This window comes from Shewanella sp. HL-SH2 (assembly GCF_051164935.1).
Classification (GTDB): Bacteria; Pseudomonadota; Gammaproteobacteria; order Enterobacterales; family Shewanellaceae; genus Shewanella; species Shewanella glacialimarina.
Genome location: NZ_CP195035.1, coordinates 342,975 through 360,790, shown reverse-complemented (window position 1 = coordinate 360,790; position 17,816 = coordinate 342,975). Strand labels below are relative to the sequence as shown.

General features: G+C 41.5%; 18 protein-coding genes. 9 read left to right on the top strand and 9 right to left on the bottom strand.

Features of this window, described 5'->3' with window-relative positions:
• Nucleotides 1-435: 435 nt before the first annotated feature.
• From ACRWP9_RS01415 to ACRWP9_RS01400, 4 genes are all read left to right on the top strand, one after another.
• The gene (locus ACRWP9_RS01415; RefSeq protein WP_434927540.1) at nt 436-954 is read left to right on the top strand and encodes a hypothetical protein; all 519 of its coding nucleotides are present in this window, start codon (nt 436-438) and stop codon (nt 952-954) included.
• A 5-nt stretch (nt 955-959) separates the two neighbouring features.
• Nucleotides 960-1,892 (top strand): lytic transglycosylase domain-containing protein, encoded by a 933-nt coding sequence (locus ACRWP9_RS01410; protein ID WP_434927539.1) that lies wholly within the window; start codon nt 960-962, stop codon nt 1,890-1,892.
• Between the two features lie 117 nt (nt 1,893-2,009).
• Nucleotides 2,010-3,407 (top strand): M28 family peptidase, encoded by a 1,398-nt coding sequence (locus ACRWP9_RS01405; RefSeq protein ID WP_434927538.1) that lies wholly within the window; start codon nt 2,010-2,012, stop codon nt 3,405-3,407.
• 31 nt (nt 3,408-3,438) lie between these two features.
• Entirely contained in the window at nt 3,439-3,681 is a 243-nt protein-coding gene (locus ACRWP9_RS01400; RefSeq protein ID WP_434927537.1) for a hypothetical protein, read from the top strand.
• Between the two features lie 94 nt (nt 3,682-3,775).
• On the opposite strand, the gene ACRWP9_RS01395 is transcribed toward ACRWP9_RS01400, so the two are convergent.
• Nucleotides 3,776-4,618, bottom strand: coding sequence for a 23S rRNA (adenine(2030)-N(6))-methyltransferase RlmJ (locus tag ACRWP9_RS01395; protein WP_434928890.1), 843 nt, complete (start codon nt 4,616-4,618; stop codon nt 3,776-3,778).
• A gap of 155 nt (nt 4,619-4,773) precedes the next feature.
• Between ACRWP9_RS01395 and ACRWP9_RS01390 the strand changes: the two genes are divergently transcribed.
• Nucleotides 4,774-5,532: a class I SAM-dependent methyltransferase gene (locus tag ACRWP9_RS01390; protein WP_434927536.1), complete on the top strand. Its 759-nt coding sequence runs from the start codon at nt 4,774-4,776 to the stop codon at nt 5,530-5,532.
• Between the two features lie 127 nt (nt 5,533-5,659).
• Here ACRWP9_RS01390 and ACRWP9_RS01385 read toward each other — a convergent pair whose 3' ends face one another.
• The 4 genes from ACRWP9_RS01385 to ACRWP9_RS01370 all read right to left on the bottom strand — a co-directional run bounded on the left by ACRWP9_RS01385 (nt 5,660) and on the right by ACRWP9_RS01370 (nt 8,703).
• The gene (locus ACRWP9_RS01385; protein ID WP_226412539.1) at nt 5,660-5,875 is read right to left on the bottom strand and encodes a TIGR02450 family Trp-rich protein; all 216 of its coding nucleotides are present in this window, start codon (nt 5,873-5,875) and stop codon (nt 5,660-5,662) included.
• On the bottom strand, nt 5,872-6,369 hold the full coding sequence (locus tag ACRWP9_RS01380) for a DUF3429 domain-containing protein (protein ID WP_434927535.1): 498 nt from the start codon (nt 6,367-6,369) through the stop codon (nt 5,872-5,874). Before ACRWP9_RS01380 ends, ACRWP9_RS01385 begins: the two co-directional genes overlap by 4 nt.
• 189 nt (nt 6,370-6,558) lie before the next feature.
• Nucleotides 6,559-7,578 (bottom strand): DUF4382 domain-containing protein, encoded by a 1,020-nt coding sequence (locus tag ACRWP9_RS01375; RefSeq protein WP_434928889.1) that lies wholly within the window; start codon nt 7,576-7,578, stop codon nt 6,559-6,561.
• A gap of 564 nt (nt 7,579-8,142) precedes the next feature.
• Nucleotides 8,143-8,703, bottom strand: coding sequence for a TetR/AcrR family transcriptional regulator (locus ACRWP9_RS01370; protein WP_226412547.1), 561 nt, complete (start codon nt 8,701-8,703; stop codon nt 8,143-8,145).
• 107 nt (nt 8,704-8,810) lie between these two features.
• Between ACRWP9_RS01370 and ACRWP9_RS01365 the strand changes: the two genes are divergently transcribed.
• Nucleotides 8,811-10,004 (top strand): nitroreductase family protein, encoded by a 1,194-nt coding sequence (locus ACRWP9_RS01365; protein WP_434927534.1) that lies wholly within the window; start codon nt 8,811-8,813, stop codon nt 10,002-10,004.
• 165 nt (nt 10,005-10,169) lie between these two features.
• Nucleotides 10,170-10,682: a DUF2937 family protein gene (locus ACRWP9_RS01360; protein ID WP_434927533.1), complete on the top strand. Its 513-nt coding sequence runs from the start codon at nt 10,170-10,172 to the stop codon at nt 10,680-10,682.
• A gap of 201 nt (nt 10,683-10,883) precedes the next feature.
• On the opposite strand, the gene ACRWP9_RS01355 is transcribed toward ACRWP9_RS01360, so the two are convergent.
• Entirely contained in the window at nt 10,884-11,390 is a 507-nt protein-coding gene (locus tag ACRWP9_RS01355; protein WP_434927532.1) for an ACT domain-containing protein, read from the bottom strand.
• A gap of 100 nt (nt 11,391-11,490) precedes the next feature.
• Nucleotides 11,491-12,102, bottom strand: coding sequence for a HutD/Ves family protein (locus ACRWP9_RS01350; protein ID WP_434927531.1), 612 nt, complete (start codon nt 12,100-12,102; stop codon nt 11,491-11,493).
• Nucleotides 12,103-12,233: 131 nt separating this feature from the next.
• Here ACRWP9_RS01350 and ACRWP9_RS01345 point away from each other — a divergent pair, with 131 nt between their 5' ends.
• Together ACRWP9_RS01345 and ACRWP9_RS01340 are read left to right on the top strand one after the other, a co-directional pair.
• Nucleotides 12,234-14,267 (top strand): EAL domain-containing protein, encoded by a 2,034-nt coding sequence (locus tag ACRWP9_RS01345; RefSeq protein WP_434927530.1) that lies wholly within the window; start codon nt 12,234-12,236, stop codon nt 14,265-14,267.
• Between the two features lie 106 nt (nt 14,268-14,373).
• Nucleotides 14,374-15,264, top strand: a complete 891-nt coding sequence (locus ACRWP9_RS01340) for a dienelactone hydrolase family protein (RefSeq protein ID WP_434927529.1) — start codon at nt 14,374-14,376, stop codon at nt 15,262-15,264.
• A gap of 198 nt (nt 15,265-15,462) precedes the next feature.
• On the opposite strand, the gene ACRWP9_RS01335 is transcribed toward ACRWP9_RS01340, so the two are convergent.
• Together ACRWP9_RS01335 and proB are read right to left on the bottom strand one after the other, a co-directional pair.
• Nucleotides 15,463-16,710 carry a glutamate-5-semialdehyde dehydrogenase gene (locus ACRWP9_RS01335; RefSeq protein WP_434927528.1) on the bottom strand — a complete coding sequence of 416 codons (1,248 nt, stop codon included), beginning with the start codon at nt 16,708-16,710 and terminating at the stop codon, nt 15,463-15,465.
• The gene (gene proB, locus ACRWP9_RS01330; RefSeq protein WP_434927527.1) at nt 16,707-17,810 is read right to left on the bottom strand and encodes a glutamate 5-kinase; all 1,104 of its coding nucleotides are present in this window, start codon (nt 17,808-17,810) and stop codon (nt 16,707-16,709) included. Before proB ends, ACRWP9_RS01335 begins: the two co-directional genes overlap by 4 nt.
• Nucleotides 17,811-17,816: the final 6 nt, after the last annotated feature.

The window sequence follows — 17,816 nt, the reverse complement described above, 5'->3', positions numbered from 1 at the left end:
AACTTATTAGCTTACAGGGGCAGAGTTAATTGAAAATTAATTTATATTTATGAGTTAATTAGGTTTGAGCAAAAATGACTGCTTTAACGGGTAAAAGTAAGCGTTTTATAGTGGATTTGTTGTATGATAAGAGAGTATTTGTTGTGGTGTGGGTTAAAAATTGCTCACCGTAATTCGTGTTTAAGTGGCTGATTTTAATATTTTTTAGTTTGGATTTTAAACTTGTCATTTAGTGTGGCTGTGTCATGACTTAATTCGTCACGATATTGAGTTAGATGCAATAAAATTGTTTGTTTTGTCAACCAAATGTTACTGTTAGCCATTGTGATGTAATAAATATAGTTGTGACTTCGCTGAGATTTAAGTGAAATATAAAGTAAATTATGCTTATTATGCTAGATAAGAATTAGAAAAATCATCATTAAGGAAAATATCATGCAAGCATTGCTGCTGAGTGTAAGCTTGGCTGTTATTCTCTGCTACCTATGGTACGCCAGTCTAGTCAAAAAACGTCAGTCAGCGATTGATTCTCTGATTGTTTTGAATCAAAAAATTGATGCTCGCTTAGTTTTATTAAGCCAGTTATCTGATGTTAGTTTACAACATCAACCTTTGGATGAAGCGCAAGCTGATCAATGGCAGCAGTTGCGCGCCCTGGCTGATAATAGCTTGTGGTCGCAGGGCATTGATCATCATTTACCGACTACTTTAGCTGTCTGGTCTGAAATGGATATGCTGCAGAAAGGCTTATTTTCAGCTTTGCATGGCGATGATCTTGATGAGCAGCGGGTGAATGAATATCTACAATTAGAATTAGATTATCAAAACGTGGCTGATTTTTATAATCAAACCGTGACTGAATTGAATCAAGGCGTTGGTATGTTTCCGGGGTCTATTGTTGCCAAGTTAGCCAAGGTATCGGTTATGCCCCAGCTCATACCTGATGTAGGTTAATCGAGTTGAGTGGCATATTGCAGTTAAGCAGTATAGAAAACCGGTTACAGCTAAAACGGTTACTGCACAGCATTGTGCTGACAAGCTTGGTTTTTTGTCCCGGGTTACTGGCCAATCAAACTGCGGAAAACAATACAAAAAAACCAGTAATAAAAGCGGTATATCAACCCAACCTTCAATCTACACCCGCTAATAAAGCGCATCTTAGTTTGTTTCCCGACCTAAATGAGCTCGCTGTTATTCCGCCAGGGGCAGAGGGTGCGGATAAATCTATTACATCAACCCTGGTGCTAGATAATAGTTATCCACTCGCTAAACCTGATTTAAGCAAGCCTGCTAAAAAACAGCTTAAAGCCAGTTATTCAGAACACGGTATTTTATCCGACTTAGGTGTTGAAAAACGTAAAGTCTATCAATATGAAAAAGATGGTATTACCGCATTCAGTGACACTGAGCCAGACCATACTAACTACCGTGTGTTACTGTTTGAATGCTATGCATGCCGTCCTGATTCAACCATTGATTGGTATAAAACCCCATTATTCACCCAAGATTATGCCAGTTTTGTCGCCGTTGCTGCATCACGATATAAACTTGAGCCTGCACTCATCAGAGCTGTTATTCATGCCGAGTCAGCTTTTAGAAGTAATGTGGTGTCTAAAGCTGGTGCTATGGGGTTAATGCAATTAATGCCAGGCACTGCCAAAGACATGCAAGTGTTAGATGCCTTTCAAGCAGAGCAAAATATAAACGGTGGCAGTCGTTATTTGGCACTGTTATTAGCACGATTTAATGGTGACATAGACCTAGCTTGTGCGGCCTACAATTCAGGTCCATCAACGGTTACCCAATACAATGGTGTACCGCCATATCCTGAAACACAAGCCTACGTGCAACGGGTAAAAATTCTTTATAGTCGCTATCGGAAAGCCAGCTGAGTTGATTGATAAAACATAAGTTCAGCTAAAAAAATGGCCATCAACGGCATTAATACAACAGAAAATACCAATAAATAACCCTGCCTAATCATATGGCTAAAATTTAAAGGAATGTTTATGACTTTTTCACCCGTTATTACCTCTTTATCGGTTGCCATTGCTGCCCTGTGCTTATCTTCCTCAGGTTATGCAAACGCTGCCGTACAAGCTCCTGCAATAAATGCGGCACCATCCCAAGAAGATGTGCGCTTATATGACATAGCTACCGCGCCACAGGCCAGCCGGCTAGAACAAGATGTGCGAAAACTGGTGAGCTTTGGTACCCGTCATACCTTGTCTGAAACTCAATCGGATACCCAAGGCATAGGCGCGGCAAGGCGTTGGATAGAGGCCGAGTTTAATCATATTTCAAAAGACTGTGGTGGCTGCTTAGAAGTCATAACCGTCAGTGACGCTGTGCAAGGCAAACGCATTGCTAATCCAACTGAAGTGGTTAATGTCATCGCTATTCAGCGCGGTAAAACTGACCCTAAGCGTGTGGTGATGATGAGCGGCGATATCGATTCTCGAGTCACCGACGTATTAGATGCTACCTCAGTTTCACCGGGTGCCAATGACAATGCCTCAGGCGTTGCAGGTGCAATTGAAGCGGCTAGGGTGTTATCGAAATATCAATTTAACGGCACTATCGTCTATGCCGCCTTGTCAGGTGAAGAGCAGGGCCTATATGGCGGAGATATTTTAGCTAATTATGCTAAAAGTCAGGGCTGGCAAGTGCAAGCGGTATTGAATAATGACATGATCGGTAATATTGCCGGTATTAATGGCGTGGTGAATAACTCTACAGTACGGGTGTTTTCTGAAGGAGTGCGTTTTGTTGAAACCACTGATGAAGCCAAAGAGCGCTACTTCAGTGGCGGCGAGAATGACTCTGCGTCACGCAATTTGGCGCGCAAGATTAAAGCGTTAGTTGATCAGTACATGACCAATTTAGATGTCATGTTAGTGTATCGGCTTGACCGTTTTGGCCGTGGTGGACATCATTTACCGTTCAACAAAGCGGGCTTTCCTGCCGTGCGGGTGATGGAAACTAATGAGCATTATGATCGTCAGCATCAAGATATTCGCACTGAAAATGGCATTAATTATGGTGATGTGATTGAGGGCGTTGATTTTGATTTTACTGCAAAATTAACCGCACTAAATGCCATTAGCTTAGCGTCAATGGCGTGGGCTCCCGCGCCACCATCAGGTGTCAGCATAAAGGGGCAAGTTTCTCCTAGCACCACACTCAACTGGGCTAAAACAGCGGATAAAGAGGTGGTTGGATACCGAGTTTATTGGCGATTAACTACAGTGCCTGAATGGACTCACAGCCGTTATGTAGGCATTGTAAATGAATTTATGTTGAAAAATATGGTAATAGATAATTATGTGTTTGGTGTTGCCAGTGTCGCAGCGAATGGTAATGTCAGCCCTGTGGTATTTCCGGGTGCGGCTGGAGCATTTTTTTAAACCAATTTAATGATTAAGGTTAAGGACGATTATGAGTAGAAGGATTTTACTGGTATGTCTATTGGTAACGTTACTAACAGCTTGTTCAGCACGAACGGCCACAAATGCAGGTAGCGACTTTGTTATTGGTGCATATGAAAATGCAGAAAAGAGGGAAGTAGCAGAGTCTCGCCCTGAAAGTCATTCATCAAGTAATAATACCCGTAAGGACGTGAGTGTTGGAGCGTTAAGTGCGATATTAGGGGCACTTTCTCGGACGTTAAATGGCGATTAGGAAGCCGATGTAACTGCACTGAAATGATTTAAAAGCCCATGTAATTCAAATTACATGGGCTTTTTAATAAAGTGCTAAAGCATTATATAGCCAACTATTCTGGCACTTCTACCTTCACTATCGTTTTACCGCCGCTATGACCTAAACGACGCTCTAAGTAGTTAAGGGTTTCTTTTGCGGTTACATCTAATTGCCAAGGCGGATTAATAATCCATAACCCTGCCGCAGTCATACCAAATTCATTACTGTCAGGTTTAATTGCTTGCTCTACTCGTAGTTGATTTTTAATGCCGCTGTTTTTAAGTAAATTGAGCATAGATTCCGTTTGCTCACGCTGAACTACCGGATACCACAACATATACACCCCAGTCGAAAATCGCTTATGGGCTTTAATGATAGTTTCCGCAACATCAACATAATCAGATTTAATCTCGTAGCTTGGGTCGATTAATATCACCCCACGGCGCTCTGGCGGTGGCACTGCAGCTATTAGACCTTGTAAACCGTCACCTTTAAGTACTTTTACTTGCCTATCTTTAACAAAATATTCAGCTAATAAATCGTGATCAGTACTGTGTAACTCGTGTAATAGCATCCGGTCTTTTTCACGTAACTCGGCATCGACAAAACTGGGCGAGCCAGGGTAAACCGTTAGCTGATCATATTCAGCGTTAAACACTTTAACGGCTTCGACGTAATCTGCTAATGCTGCTGGCAGGTTGCTGGCCTCCCACAGTTTGGCCACACCGTCTAAGTATTCACCGGTTTTTTGAGCAAATTCATCATTTAATGAATAAGCACCCGCACCAGCATGGGTATCAATATAGGCATAAGGTTTATCTTTTTTCTGCATTAATTTAAGCACTTGCAGTAACATTGAATGCTTTAGTACATCGGCATAATTGCCAGCGTGATAACCGTGACGGTAACTTAACATGAGATATTCCAAAAAAAGTAGCAGCGTGGACTGCAAGATAATCACATTATAAGTTTTATCTTGGCTAATACCAATCAGCTTAAGCACGGTATAGGTATTCACTGCGGTAGCCTTTTGGCATAATAGGCTTATTCACCCTAAATGTAGGCAATACAGTGACCGCGATTTATTTCAATCAACAATACCCAAGCCTTGTCGATATTTGCCAACGATGGTCACTGCACTATGAACCAAGCGCACCCTTTGAGCTGCGTTTCGAGCAAAATCAATTAACCTTACACAAACGTGACGAGCCCAAACTCGACGGCATTCTGGTCGATTTTGTTACGGGTACCGTCGCCCATAGACGCAAGTTTGGCGGTGGCCGTGGTCAGTCAATTGCTAAAGCGGTCGGCCTTAAGCAAGGTGTCACCCCAACCGTGGTAGACGGTACAGCAGGCTTAGGCCGTGATGCATTTGTACTGGCCAGTTTAGGCTGTAAGGTGATTATGGTTGAGCGTCATCCAGTGGTCGCAGCATTATTAGAAGACGGTTTACGTCGCGCCTATGAAGATGCTGAAATAGGCGATTGGATGACGGAGCGCATGAGCTTGTTTCATGGTTCCAGCATTACCGCATTAGCCGATGCAGCCAAAGCTAGCGGCACAGAAATTGATGTTGTCTACCTTGACCCTATGTACCCGCACCGTGAAAAGTCTGCCCAAGTGAAAAAAGAAATGCGCGTATTTCAAACCCTAGTGGGCGCCGACTTAGATGCCGACAGCTTACTCAAACCAGCAATATCACTGGCCACTAAACGCGTGGTAGTCAAACGCCCTGATTACGCCGAAGACTTAGATGGCGTTAAGCCCTCAATGGCCATTGAGACTAAGAAAAATAGATTTGATGTATATGTTAATGCAGCAATGAAGTAAGTCTATTTAAGTGGTCTCTAGAGTGTTGGTTTATAAAGATATTCCTGTAGATCTAATAGGTAACTCTTTGAAAATAATTTGCTATCACGCAGAAGACACAGTCAATTCCATGATGCTAATGCCAGATTTAACACCAGCCTTGGCGCCACTGGGAAGGCTGCTTTAAATCACGCCAATTAATCTCATATTCATTATTGTTGTAAACCGCTTGAATGACGCAGCGAATGACTTTTTTATCGTCATCAAATTCAACGGCGGTCACGGCAAAATGTTTTTCTCGATTCACTGGCGACGTTGCCGTCCATTTGCTTAAAAGCAGTGCTTTTGGATTGATTTGATTCATGCAACGACTCCTAAATGGCTCAATTGCGCCCACATTAATAAATGACACACCAATACTACCGAGGTTATTTTGGCCCGCATTTGTTGGTACTCTTTGCTTAATAACGCCCAACTTGGTAACCGCTTTTGCAGCAATAATAGCCAAACAAAACTGCCAGCTAACCACAGTAAGCTAAATTCAACACTAACCCACACCCCAAGCGGTAAAGGTAAAGTCACCAGCACGACAAGCCACGCCTGAGTTAGTGACTGGCTTCGAGCTGTCGACTCTTCTAACTGGTCAACGTTATTTTGCTGATGTTTTGTGCCTTGTTTTGTTTGAATATTGAATGGAGCTTGCCACAAACTGCCTGCCACAAAGCTTAAAATGCTGACACTATAAATAACAAAAGCTTGCAGTATCCACGGTGTCTCGCTAAAGAAATAGCCGCCAGTTAAAATCAAAAAAGGTAATAAGCCTAAATAGCTTAGAGTCACATGATGGGTTGAGTGCATAGTTGATTCTGCTCATAAAAATTTGATCATTCAATACGTGCATATTACATAAGTCGATCAGCTTAAATTCAGCCACAACTTAGGCAGTGGCTGGGCAATGACAGCAAAACTACCCTAACTCAAAGGCATCCATTATGGATGCCTTGTATGTGATTCAACTTTATCTGGCATCAAACCAGTCAATTAATATTATGGACTAGTCGCCACAACAAAATCGCCATCGGCTACAGTGCCATTGGTTACTGTTACTGCTTGTATATCGGCTTGGATAAAGAAAGGTAGCTCAACATCGTCTGGGTTGTTATTGGCATCAGGATCATCATTTTGAGCGACACAGGTGTAACCCACACTGTAGCTACCAGCAACGACGAAACCAAATTCATAGCCTTGGCCAATGACTTGGTTACTTTGATCCATAATATCGTTCACTCTTGCAGCTGCAATAGGCGCAATTTTTGGCGCCACAACGGCATCACTTCTAAAATCGCTCATATTATCAAGCGCAGTTGCAGCGGAATATAAATAGGCTGCATGGCTAAAGATACTGCCACCGGCAGCAGCTTCGCACTGTGTCACAAGTTCTGATGGGGTATTGCCTTTAATTGCGCCGACTTCTGCATTGTTATATAGCTGCACTGATGCTGGCTTTAGGGTCCAGTAGTCTTTATTTCCTTTAGGGTCTTGTAAGCCGCTATTTAAGTCAAATTCAGCAACAAAGCTGTTGGTACCGGCTGCAATAGTAAATTTCTTATTAAAAAATAAACGCCCAGTATCAGTATCGTCTGCACCAACACCGCCACAAGAGCCATTGCTGTTGGTTGTTAAACCATGGAGATTATCATCCATGGTTTTAACATAAGAGCTATCGGCATTTGGCGTTTCACTTCTTTGCATGTAAATACACATTTGGTATTCGCCAACAGGAATACTTTGGCCGCTCACTAAGGTTTCAACTGCAGTACCTTGAAATTCAAGTAGATTGACTTGTTTTAATGCCCCATCGTCAGACACGTTAAATGAAATACTGCCAGTACTGCCTTTCAGTACCACTTGCTTAAAAGCGATAGTCACATCTTTAGCGTCACTTGGGTTATCTGACACGCCTAAGCTAAACACTCCCATTTGCTCCGCTGGGGTGTCGTCACCGCCGCCACAGGCGACAAGTAAGCTTGATAGGGAGAGCGCTATCAGGGTTTTCGCTGTTTTCATCATGGACCTTCTTATAATTAGTGGGGTGAGGTTGTCGTGTGGAAAAGTATAACTGATCATAAAAGTTAACTTACTGTATCGAGTATTACTCTATTTGCAAGTGTCAATATTTTGAAATATGTCAATAACTTAGCTATATATTGCGGCGTAAAGATAGTTTTTTATTGTTATTAAAGTCATGGGGATAGAATTGTGTTTACCGCGTCTCGTTGGAACATCTATACATCGGCCTGCGGCAGGCAATAAGCACCCATGAAGTATTGGGCTAAGTTAATCGACCAAACGTGGACTAATATCTATATAGTTTGCTGGACATAATTAAAGTCCAGTCGTTGGTTCAAGGCCAATTTTCATAAAAATACACTTTCTAATCCCATTTTGTCCAAAATCCTGTTAGTGCTGGTAACACATGGGCAGTCTTTTTATGACGGTATGTATAGCATCTTATGCGAATTAACTAATGTGAAACAAAGTTGCTCTTGCAAAAGCTACTGACTGGCTACAGGTAGAAATAGTCACTGACAATGTGCTTCGAAATGATATTAGTGTGCCCCATAGGATTATTTAAACTCCTCTGCCTTCAAGAAATAATCTTAAATGAGCCTCAACATTAAATGCTGGAATATCATCTCTTAGTCCAGATTGTTTAAACATCAGATAAGTCGCGATAGGGCCAATGAATGATGTCAGTGTCAGCATTGGGTGTTCATCTTTTAGGTGGCCTTGTTGCTGATGAAAACCGACGAGTTGGATCATTTTTTGAATATTACTGAGTAAATTGGTCATCGCCTCTTTGACTTCTGGGTGGCGGGGGCTTTCCTGCAAGGTACGAAAAACCACATCTCCATGGGCCTCAAAAGTTGCAACATAAGCCGTCGCTAGCGAGGATAGATCAGCGAGTAGTACTCCGGTCATTTTAATGTTAGCCAAAGGTGTGTCAGCTAACTGATGATCGACAGCTCTTGCGAATAGTCCCGCTTTACTACCGTAACGGCGAAATAGTGTGGCCTCGTTTATACCTGCTATCTTGGCAATTGCTTTTGTTGTTGTACCCACGTAACCATGGGTCATCCAGTCATGGATTACGGTTTCAAATAGTTTTACTTCATCAATTTTTTTTGGCATGTGCCCTCCAGCAGATCGGTGGCAGTATAAATTATGCGAGTACGTACTTGCAAAAAAGAATATCCCTGCCATAATGCAAGCGATCACTTGCATATAGAGGCGTAATAATGACAGCAGTAACCAGACCTAGAAAATCAGACATTATTTATAAAAGTCTTGGTGCCAATGAGCAGGCGATCATCGACAAAGTCGCTATTCCTTGGTTACGCAGGCTGCTTATTCACGCGGTTGCGCAAAAGATGAAACTGCAATTTACCGGTTGGTTACAGTATTTGATGCTAGTGCCTGCAACGCTGGGGCTATTTATATTTGTTGGGTTATTATATTTATTGGGTTTGAATACCCTTGCCAATGTGCTGTTGGTGTTACCGCTGTTGTTGTTAACCATTATTGTGTTTGATGTGATTACATCTCGATTTCACATTCGTTTTCCTGAAGCACTACCAAAGCCAAGAACTGAGGATGTGTTTACCTTAATAAAACAGCGACGTTCATGTCGCTCTTACCAGATTCGCAAGTTAACCTCTGAGCATGCTCAGGGGTTGGCACAGTCGGTTAGCACGCATTTGAATGCACCCAAATTAGGTAATGTGCCTATTCGTTTAGAATGGGTTGAAGCACCTATCACCGTGTGGCCAGTTGTGAATGCTCGTCACTTTTTAGTGGCTATTGCGCCAGCAGAATACGATAGAAGTGCGATTTTAGATATTGGCCGAAGCTTGCAAAAAATCGTTATTGATGCGACTAAAATGGGACTGGGTACTTGTTGGATTGGTCCTGGGGCCGATCATGTCAGTGTCAAATCGCATCTTGGAGATCGTTTTAATGCAGATAAGGATGCCATTATTTGCCTGTGTGCGGTGGGTTACCCAAGCGGGTATATTCCTTTATTTATTCGCATATTCAACGCTCAGTTTCATAAGCGTTTACCTTTGTCAGCGTTATTTTTTGCCGATACAGAAATGTCACAACCGCTTGATATGAAAATACAACCTTGGTCTGACTTTGCTGCTTGTTTTGAAAGCTGCCAATGGGCACCATCCTCTTATAATGGCCAAACCACTCGATGTGTAGCAAAGCAGATACCTGAGGGTTTTCAGGTTGATTTTTATGCCGTGACTTCATCGCGCTATTACGCCGCCGTAGCCATTGGTATTTGGTGCGGCAATTGGGAGATGGGTATCGATGCCTTAGAAATGAAAGGTCACTTTATTCAGCAAACAGAGCTAAACGGCAAAAGTGATCACGGCCATGAAAAACTGCCACACTATGATATTAGTTGGGTTAGCGATATTAGTTAGGTCAGTCGACAAACTAGCATATTGGCTTATTTGAATGAGCCAATATAACGACATCAGTGATTTATGATGGCCTGCGATGCAAAATATATATCCACTTATTCAAGGTGCTTAGTGAGATAATCAGTGATATTGTGATGCTTTGTATTTGGCGACATTTTATTCATTATGATTAAATATTTGATGGACTACCTGCGGATCATTTTATTTGTGTGTGGGGTATTAATTGGTATTCAGGTGCCCGGTTTTGTTGATCAATATGGGCAACGTCTTGAGGCGCATCAATTAGAAGCTAAACTGAGTTTGGCTGAATTTCAGCGCGATGCTGATCGCTTTTTTGGTGGCGACTTCAATAAGCTAATTAGCCACTATCGGCAAAACAATGATCCGGTTGTTAATGCTGGTGGTGAAAGTATTGAGTCTATTTATCAACGTTATGTGTTGTTAACCGAGGCGCTTACTCAGTTCCGCCTACACAGTTACAGCCCTTATCAACAGCTTATTCTGGCACCGCAACATGACATTCAAGTTGAGGTATGGAAAAACTATTCCCATGTGATTTTATTAAAGCCCGAAGCGATTGCTATTGGCATGTTGCTAGGGCTGTTATTTGCCGCGCTATGTGAATCTATATTATCGATTTTGTACTTGGGTTGCCGTAAGGTATTTGTGTCAACTTAACCTTTTGTTCTGAACTTACTGTGTCAAGATGACATGGTTAACTTACCTAGGCCTGACTTGGCCCGAGTGTTATGACTATTCAACTCATATAAAGCCCTTTGGAGCGATGTTATTCGCCTGAAAAAGTTTCTATTACTGACACCGATATCATCTCATAATCGATGCAATCACTACAGGTCGCACTACTTTTGGTTGGCAGTGTTAGTCCTCTATCTTAATTCTAATATTGTCGGCTATTGTTTCAAGTTGAGTGATTAACAATGCTTGGGTAACGTTTTCTGGCAGCCTTAAGTTGAGCTTGGCGCTGTATACGGTTTTACCAATAGACGTGACTTGTACTCGGTTACTTTCTTGGTGTTCAACACTGGCTTCAAGTTCAGACAATATCTGATTTATATCGTGGGTTAATCCTGCTCGGTCATTACAGTCTAAGGTTAAGGTAAACTCGGTGCAAAGTGGTAGGTTTTCATGCTCGAATTCGGCATAGACGAAGGTCAGCTGAGGAAATTTTTGTGCTAAATGTTGTTTAAAAATCAATTCTTGTTCTGTACTTATCATAACCCGCATCATAGCCGTGAATTGACCGTCGAGCTTGATGACTTTAGTGGTTTCCCAACTGGCACCCATTTCGCGGCTGACCTGAGCTAAAGACTGTAAAAGGTTGGGTTGTAAAGCCCCTAGTACTGTAGTGATAAATTTATGTTTCATTTAAGCTCCCCTGTTTGTTGCGTCTTACTTCAGGTTACCGATAGTGCACAAACTAATCTGTGGTTAACGACACATTTTCATCAAATAAGTGCACTTTTGGTTAACCTGCACACTTTGATAGTTGGGTGATGATAACGGGAGTTGCGTGTTTAAAACGCCAATGGCTAATAATATCGCTTGAAACTATTAACAAATCATATTGAGCGATTGAATGACTCTGAGTGGCTTCATCTTGGAACTCAGTATCTTTTAAAAATAACAGGATTAACTCGCCTTCATGCTGAATTGTGGATAAACAGTCGGTGGTTAATTGGCATTGGGTTACCTTAGCCTGATACGACCCTCTACGAACCATGACGTTAAAATCTAACACCTGTGAACCAATAAGCTCACTATGAATAGACCATTCACCTTTAAAGGCATAAGGGCGACTAGTTTGGCTTAAGTCTATTGCAGGACGGCTAGCTGAAGGCTTGTTAGTCGCAGAGTTATCAGTAAAAGTTAGCCTTAACCCGTTACCTTCAAGTAGTGATAAGTGACGATCGATACCCTTAAATATTGAAAAAGGTCCATTGGTTTGTACTCTTGCCATGCTGATCCGTACATCAAAGTTATCTAGGTCAGCATCTAGGGGCCAAATATAGCGCTGAAATGTACTGCCTAAGCCATTTTTCCACGGTGTTGCCTGGCATTGACTGAATTTGAATAGCATTTTAGTCGGCTTATGTTGCTTGGGTAGAGCTTCAAAATAGGCGTAAATCTTTGTCTGTACAAGTTGCTATTGAAATATAAGTAATCTGCGTTATTATCAATAAATCGCCATGTTAAATTTAAGTGTTTTTATTGTTAACATCTCTTTTCGAATCTCGCCGATTTCAACGTTTAGCAAGTTTGAATCAAACCGTGCTTATCCTGTCTATGCGCGAAGGCTTTATTGCACTTATTCCTTTTTTTGTAATTTCTTCGTTAGCTTTTATGCTGATCGGATTACAGTCTTTGTTGCCCGATTTTGCGGGTAAAATAGCTGTTTTTTCTGCTTTGGACACAAGTCACAGCTTAATTATGGCCATCTCACCTTTAGCAATTGTGATTTCGCTAAGTTACCACCTTTCTAAAAATTTAAGAGTTAACACTATAGTGGGCAGTATTTTGGCTTGCTTGTGTTTTATTACTCACAGTAATTATCTGATTAAAAGTGACTCTGGCTATATGCTAAGCTCTGTTTGGCCTAACTTTTACTCCATAGTTATTCCACTGTTGGTGCCCTATTTAGTGCGTTTTTTTCTTGGCTTTAATGGGTTGAAGCTGGTTAGAGCATCAGTGGCAAGCTCGTTTTTAATGAAGCACTTAAATCTTATTCTGCCTTTCTTTTTAGTGTACCTCACTCTGTACTTAGTTTTACCGATTATGGATTTGTTGATTGGTGATTTGACTGCTTACTTGGTGACCTTTGTGACTGGATTGTCATTAGAGGTGCAAGGCTTTATCCGGATGTTAATCATACATAGCCTTTGGTTTATCGGGGTGCATGGTGATAACACTTACTTAAGTCTTTTTTCAAATGTGCTGATGTCAGAATCTTTTGTTGCGGGCTTATCTTTAAACAGTTTTTACAACAACTTTGTTATTGTGGGGGGCTCAGGCTGTTTATTGTCTTTGGTGATTGCAACCTTGTGGCGTGGTCGTTCGTTACAAGAGTTAACGCTGATGAAAGTGTCTTTGCCTTTTAACATGTTTAACTTCTGTGAGCTAATCGTTTACGCATTGCCGATTGTGTTTAATCCTGTTTACTTAATTCCCTTTATTTTGGCGCCAGCGGTTAATTTTATTATTTCATATTGGGTACTTGGTTTAGGTTTTATTGAATTTACCTCTCAAGAAATATCTTGGATGACCCCGGTGTTTTTGAACAGCTGGTTAATCAGTGGTGACATTAAGGCTGTGCTATATCAGGCCTGTTTAATTGTGTTGAATGTGTTTATTTATCTGCCATTTGTGTTGTTTTCCAGCAGATTTGCCAATAATGCCAACTTAATAGAAAAGCTCAGTCATAAATTAAAATTTACTGATATCCATCAATTAGATGCAGAAGCTCGATACAGCTCTGAGCAGCGAGATTCAATTATTCATATTACAGAATTGAATCAAGTATTACACCAGATTGACAATGGTAAGTTGATTTTATATTACCAACCTAAAGTGGATATAAATCAGCGTAAGGTAATCGGCTTTGAGGCGCTACTAAGACTGGAAAATAACCTGGGTGAAATTTCTGGCCCCTGGTTTATGGATATTCTTGAACGCAATAATTTAGTGTCGATGATCGATTTCTGGGTGGTCAATAGAATTAAACATGACCTCAAAAAGCTGGCAGAAAATAGTATTAGGCCTTTTGTGTCGATTAATCTTCACCCTTTGTCGTTATTAGAAGTCTCAATTATACAGGGACTAGACGAACTCAATCGTTTGTATCCACATCAGATACAGTTAGAGGTGTTAGAGTCTGGTTTTAAAGATGACAGTCCCCAGGCTTGGGCGAATTTAGCGCAATTACAGCGTAAAGGTTTTAGTGTTGCCATTGATGACTTTGGCCGAGGGTTTTCTAACTTATCACGTTTAATTAAGTTATCCCCCAATGATATAAAACTTGATCGCTCGATGTTATTGGCGACAGATTCTGCTGACGGGTTACTGTTATATAAGCATATGGCGGCTTTATGTTCCGAATTAGGTTATCAATTAGTTGCTGAGGGCGTTGAAACCGAGGCTGAATTAGCGATTGTACGACAAGCGGGAGTGTATTGTGTACAAGGTTGGTTTTTTGCTAAAGCTATGCCAATAAATGAAGCTATGGCGTATCAATTTCCGCCAGAGTGAGTATAAAACTAAACATAAATATAAGTATAAGAAGTGACAATTTATCGATTGTTGAATGCCGTTAATATTGCAACGGTCACGCTATATATGATCTAAGGGAGTTCAGATGTCAGAAACGTTAAAAAATACTATTCCACAACAAGCATTTGATTGGTATGACGAATATGCCCATGGGGGCATGGATCGTCGCATGTTCATCAAAAAGCTCGGTTCGCTAGTGGCGCTGGGATATTCAATGAGCGTACTGACGTCAGCTTTACTGCCCAATTATGCTTTAGCAGAGCAGGTATCCTTTAATGACGCTGCTATAAAAGCCACTTATGAGATCTTTGATTCGCCGTTAGGGTATGGCAAAGGGCGCGGTTATTTAGTGACGCCGACAGATAAAACGGGTTTATTACCAGTGGTGCTGGTGGTACATGAAAACCGTGGTCTTAATCCTTATGTTAAAGACGTGGCTAGACGTTTAGCCAAAGCGGGCTTTATTGCATTTGCCCCAGACGCTTTGTTTTCTTTAGGCGGGTACCCTGGGAATGATGATGAAGGGCGAGCGATGCAAGCAACATTAGATCGCGCTAAAATTGAACATGACTTTGTTGCTGCGGGCAAGTTTTTAAAAGGTCATCCAAACAGTAATGGCAAGTTAGGCGCTGTTGGTTTCTGCTTTGGTGGTTATATTGTGAATTATCTCGCCGCTGTTGATGCTGAGCTTATTCAGGCGGGGGTGCCTTTTTATGGTACTCCAGCGGCCAAAGAGCTGCGCAAAAATATCAAGGCTCCCTTAATGGTGCAATTAGCAGAGCTGGATGAAAGAGTGAATCAGTCTTGGCCAGAGTATGAGCAAGATTTAAAAACTTTTGATGTGCCTTATCAAATGCACATGTATAAAAATGCTAACCATGGTTTTCATAATGATTCTACTAGCCGTTATGATGAAGCTAATGCTGAGTTAGCATGGCAAAGAACATTAGCATTTTTTACTCAGCATTTAGCATAAGTGATTAATCATGTTTTCAAATTACTGATGTGCATAGCAATAGAGTGCCAATACCTTTATTGCTTAAGCCTAGTTTGAGCTATCGCTTTGATGCATAAAAAAAGAGGCTCACATTATGTGAGCCTCTTTTTATTTAGCTATCCTGAGCTGAAGTTAACCAGCTTAATTTAGTGATTTTCACTCGCTCAAAGCTAATGACTAGCCTCTAACGTGGCCGTTACCAGACACTAAAAACTTTTCAGCGGTTAATGCTTCTAATCCCATAGGACCATAGGCATGTAGCTTAGTGGTGGCAATACCAATTTCGGCACCTAAACCTAGCTGACTACCATCAGAAAAGCGCGATGAGGCATTGACCATTACAACCGAGGCATCAACACTTCGCTGGAAACGTTGAGCACGCTCAGGGTTTTCAGTACAAATGACTTCAGTGTGATGGCTGCCATTTTGATGAATGTGATCTAAGGCCTTATCCATATTATCGACCACTTTGATGGCGATTTCTAAATCAAGATATTCCTGACCAAAATCTTCATCAGCCAATAAATTAGCTTGCTTAAAGAAAGGCAGGCTGGTGGCACAGGCGTTGATGGTAACCTTATGTTCAGCTAGGTGCTTTGCCACTAACGGCATAAAGTCGTTAACAATTTGCTGGTGAACCACTAAGCCTTCTAGTGCATTACACACCCCAGTACGTTGGGTTTTGCCGTTCAGCAGAATATTGATGGCTTTGTCAAAATCAGCATCTTTATCAACGTATAAATGGCAAACACCTTTAAAGTGCTGAATAACCGGTACTTTACTGTTGTCTGTGACAAAGTTAATTAACCCTTCGCCGCCACGGGGAATGATCACGTCAATCAGGCCGCGTTGATCCATCAAATCCATTAGCAGTTGTCTGTCAGCATTGGGTACCACACTGATTAATGCTTCTGGTAAATCAAATGAGGCTAAGGTCTTTTGTAAAATACTAGCGATAGCTTTACTTGAATGAATCGCTTCTTTACCGCCGCGTAAAATAATGGCATTACCTGACTTGAAGCACAGGGCGCCAGCATCTGCTGTCACATTGGGTCTTGCTTCATAAATCATACACACAACGCCTAAAGGCATGCGCATTTTACTGATTTTAAGCCCGTTAGGTTGCTCGCCAATATCACGTATTTTACCTACTGGATCCTCAAGCTTTACAATGTCTTCTATACCTTTAGCCATCAGCTCAATGCGATCTTCATTTAGCAATAAACGGTCAAGCATTGCACTGGCGACATTATCTTGCTTAGCGCCATCCATATCTAACTTATTGGCTTCAAGTATGGCGGGTGAACTTTTACGCAGTTCGGCGGCCATGACTAACAAAACCTTATTCTTTGTTGCTGTATCTAAATTTGCTAACACGCGTGCTGCTTGTGACGCCTGCTGTGACATAGTTGTCATTAAATTCATGTGTTCTCCAAAACGGTTAAATGCTCTTTTGCGATAATAGAATTGTCTTGAGAAAAATAGCCGTCGGTCGTTTTTATATCGTTTTGCTCTTGGGCGATATAATTTAATAAACAACTACTGTAATTCGTCATGGCTTTAGCCACTCTAGTGCCATCATCTGTGGTGACTAAAATGGTGTCTCCTGCTGAAAACTGACCTTTAACTTCAATAATATTTTCGCGGGTCAACATATCTTCATTGTCACCAAACGCTGTGGTGGTGTCATTAATGATCACTTCGCCACGTTCGCGAACGGTGTGAGTCATCCAATGCACTGCGGGTGATAATGGCTCGTTGCTAGGTAAAAAGTGAGTACCAGGGTTTTTACCTTCAAGTAACTGGTTAAAAGAGTTAACGTCAAAACCATTAATAATGAAGGTATCAATACCATGTGCGGTGGCTTTTTCTGCAGCCTCAATCTTAGTTTGCATACCACCTGTGCCTGTTGAGCTTACTGCTCCACCTGCCATGGCATATATTTCCGGTGTGATGACATCCACTTGCTGTAATAATTTTGCATCACTATGGCTGTGTGGGTTTTTATCATAAAGCCCATCAACATCAGTGCACATAATTAAAGTATCAGCATTAATGGCCGCGGCAGCCATTGCGGCGAGATTATCATTATCGCCCACTTTCAACTCTTCAGAGGTGACAGTGTCATTTTCATTAATCACTGGCAGTACGTTATATTCGAGTAATGACTCGATAGTTTCTTTTATACTGACATAGCGCTCACGGTTACATAGGTCGCCTTGAGTCAGTAATATTTGTGCCAGTGGCATATCAAGCAACTTAGCCCATATTGCCATCATGTCGTTTTGACCCGCGGCGGCCATGGCTTTCTTCAATGCCTTTGAAGGGGTCTCAACATTAAACCATTGGCGCCCCGCGGCAACAGAACCCGATGAAACTAAGATCACTTGTAAGCCTTGTTTACGGCAAGATTTTATAAAGTCGGCGATGTTTTTCAGGTATTTAGGACTGCAACCGTCACTACCTGGGGCAATTAATGCACTGCCCACTTTGATAACGATCCGTTTATTATTACTTAAAGACATACTTCC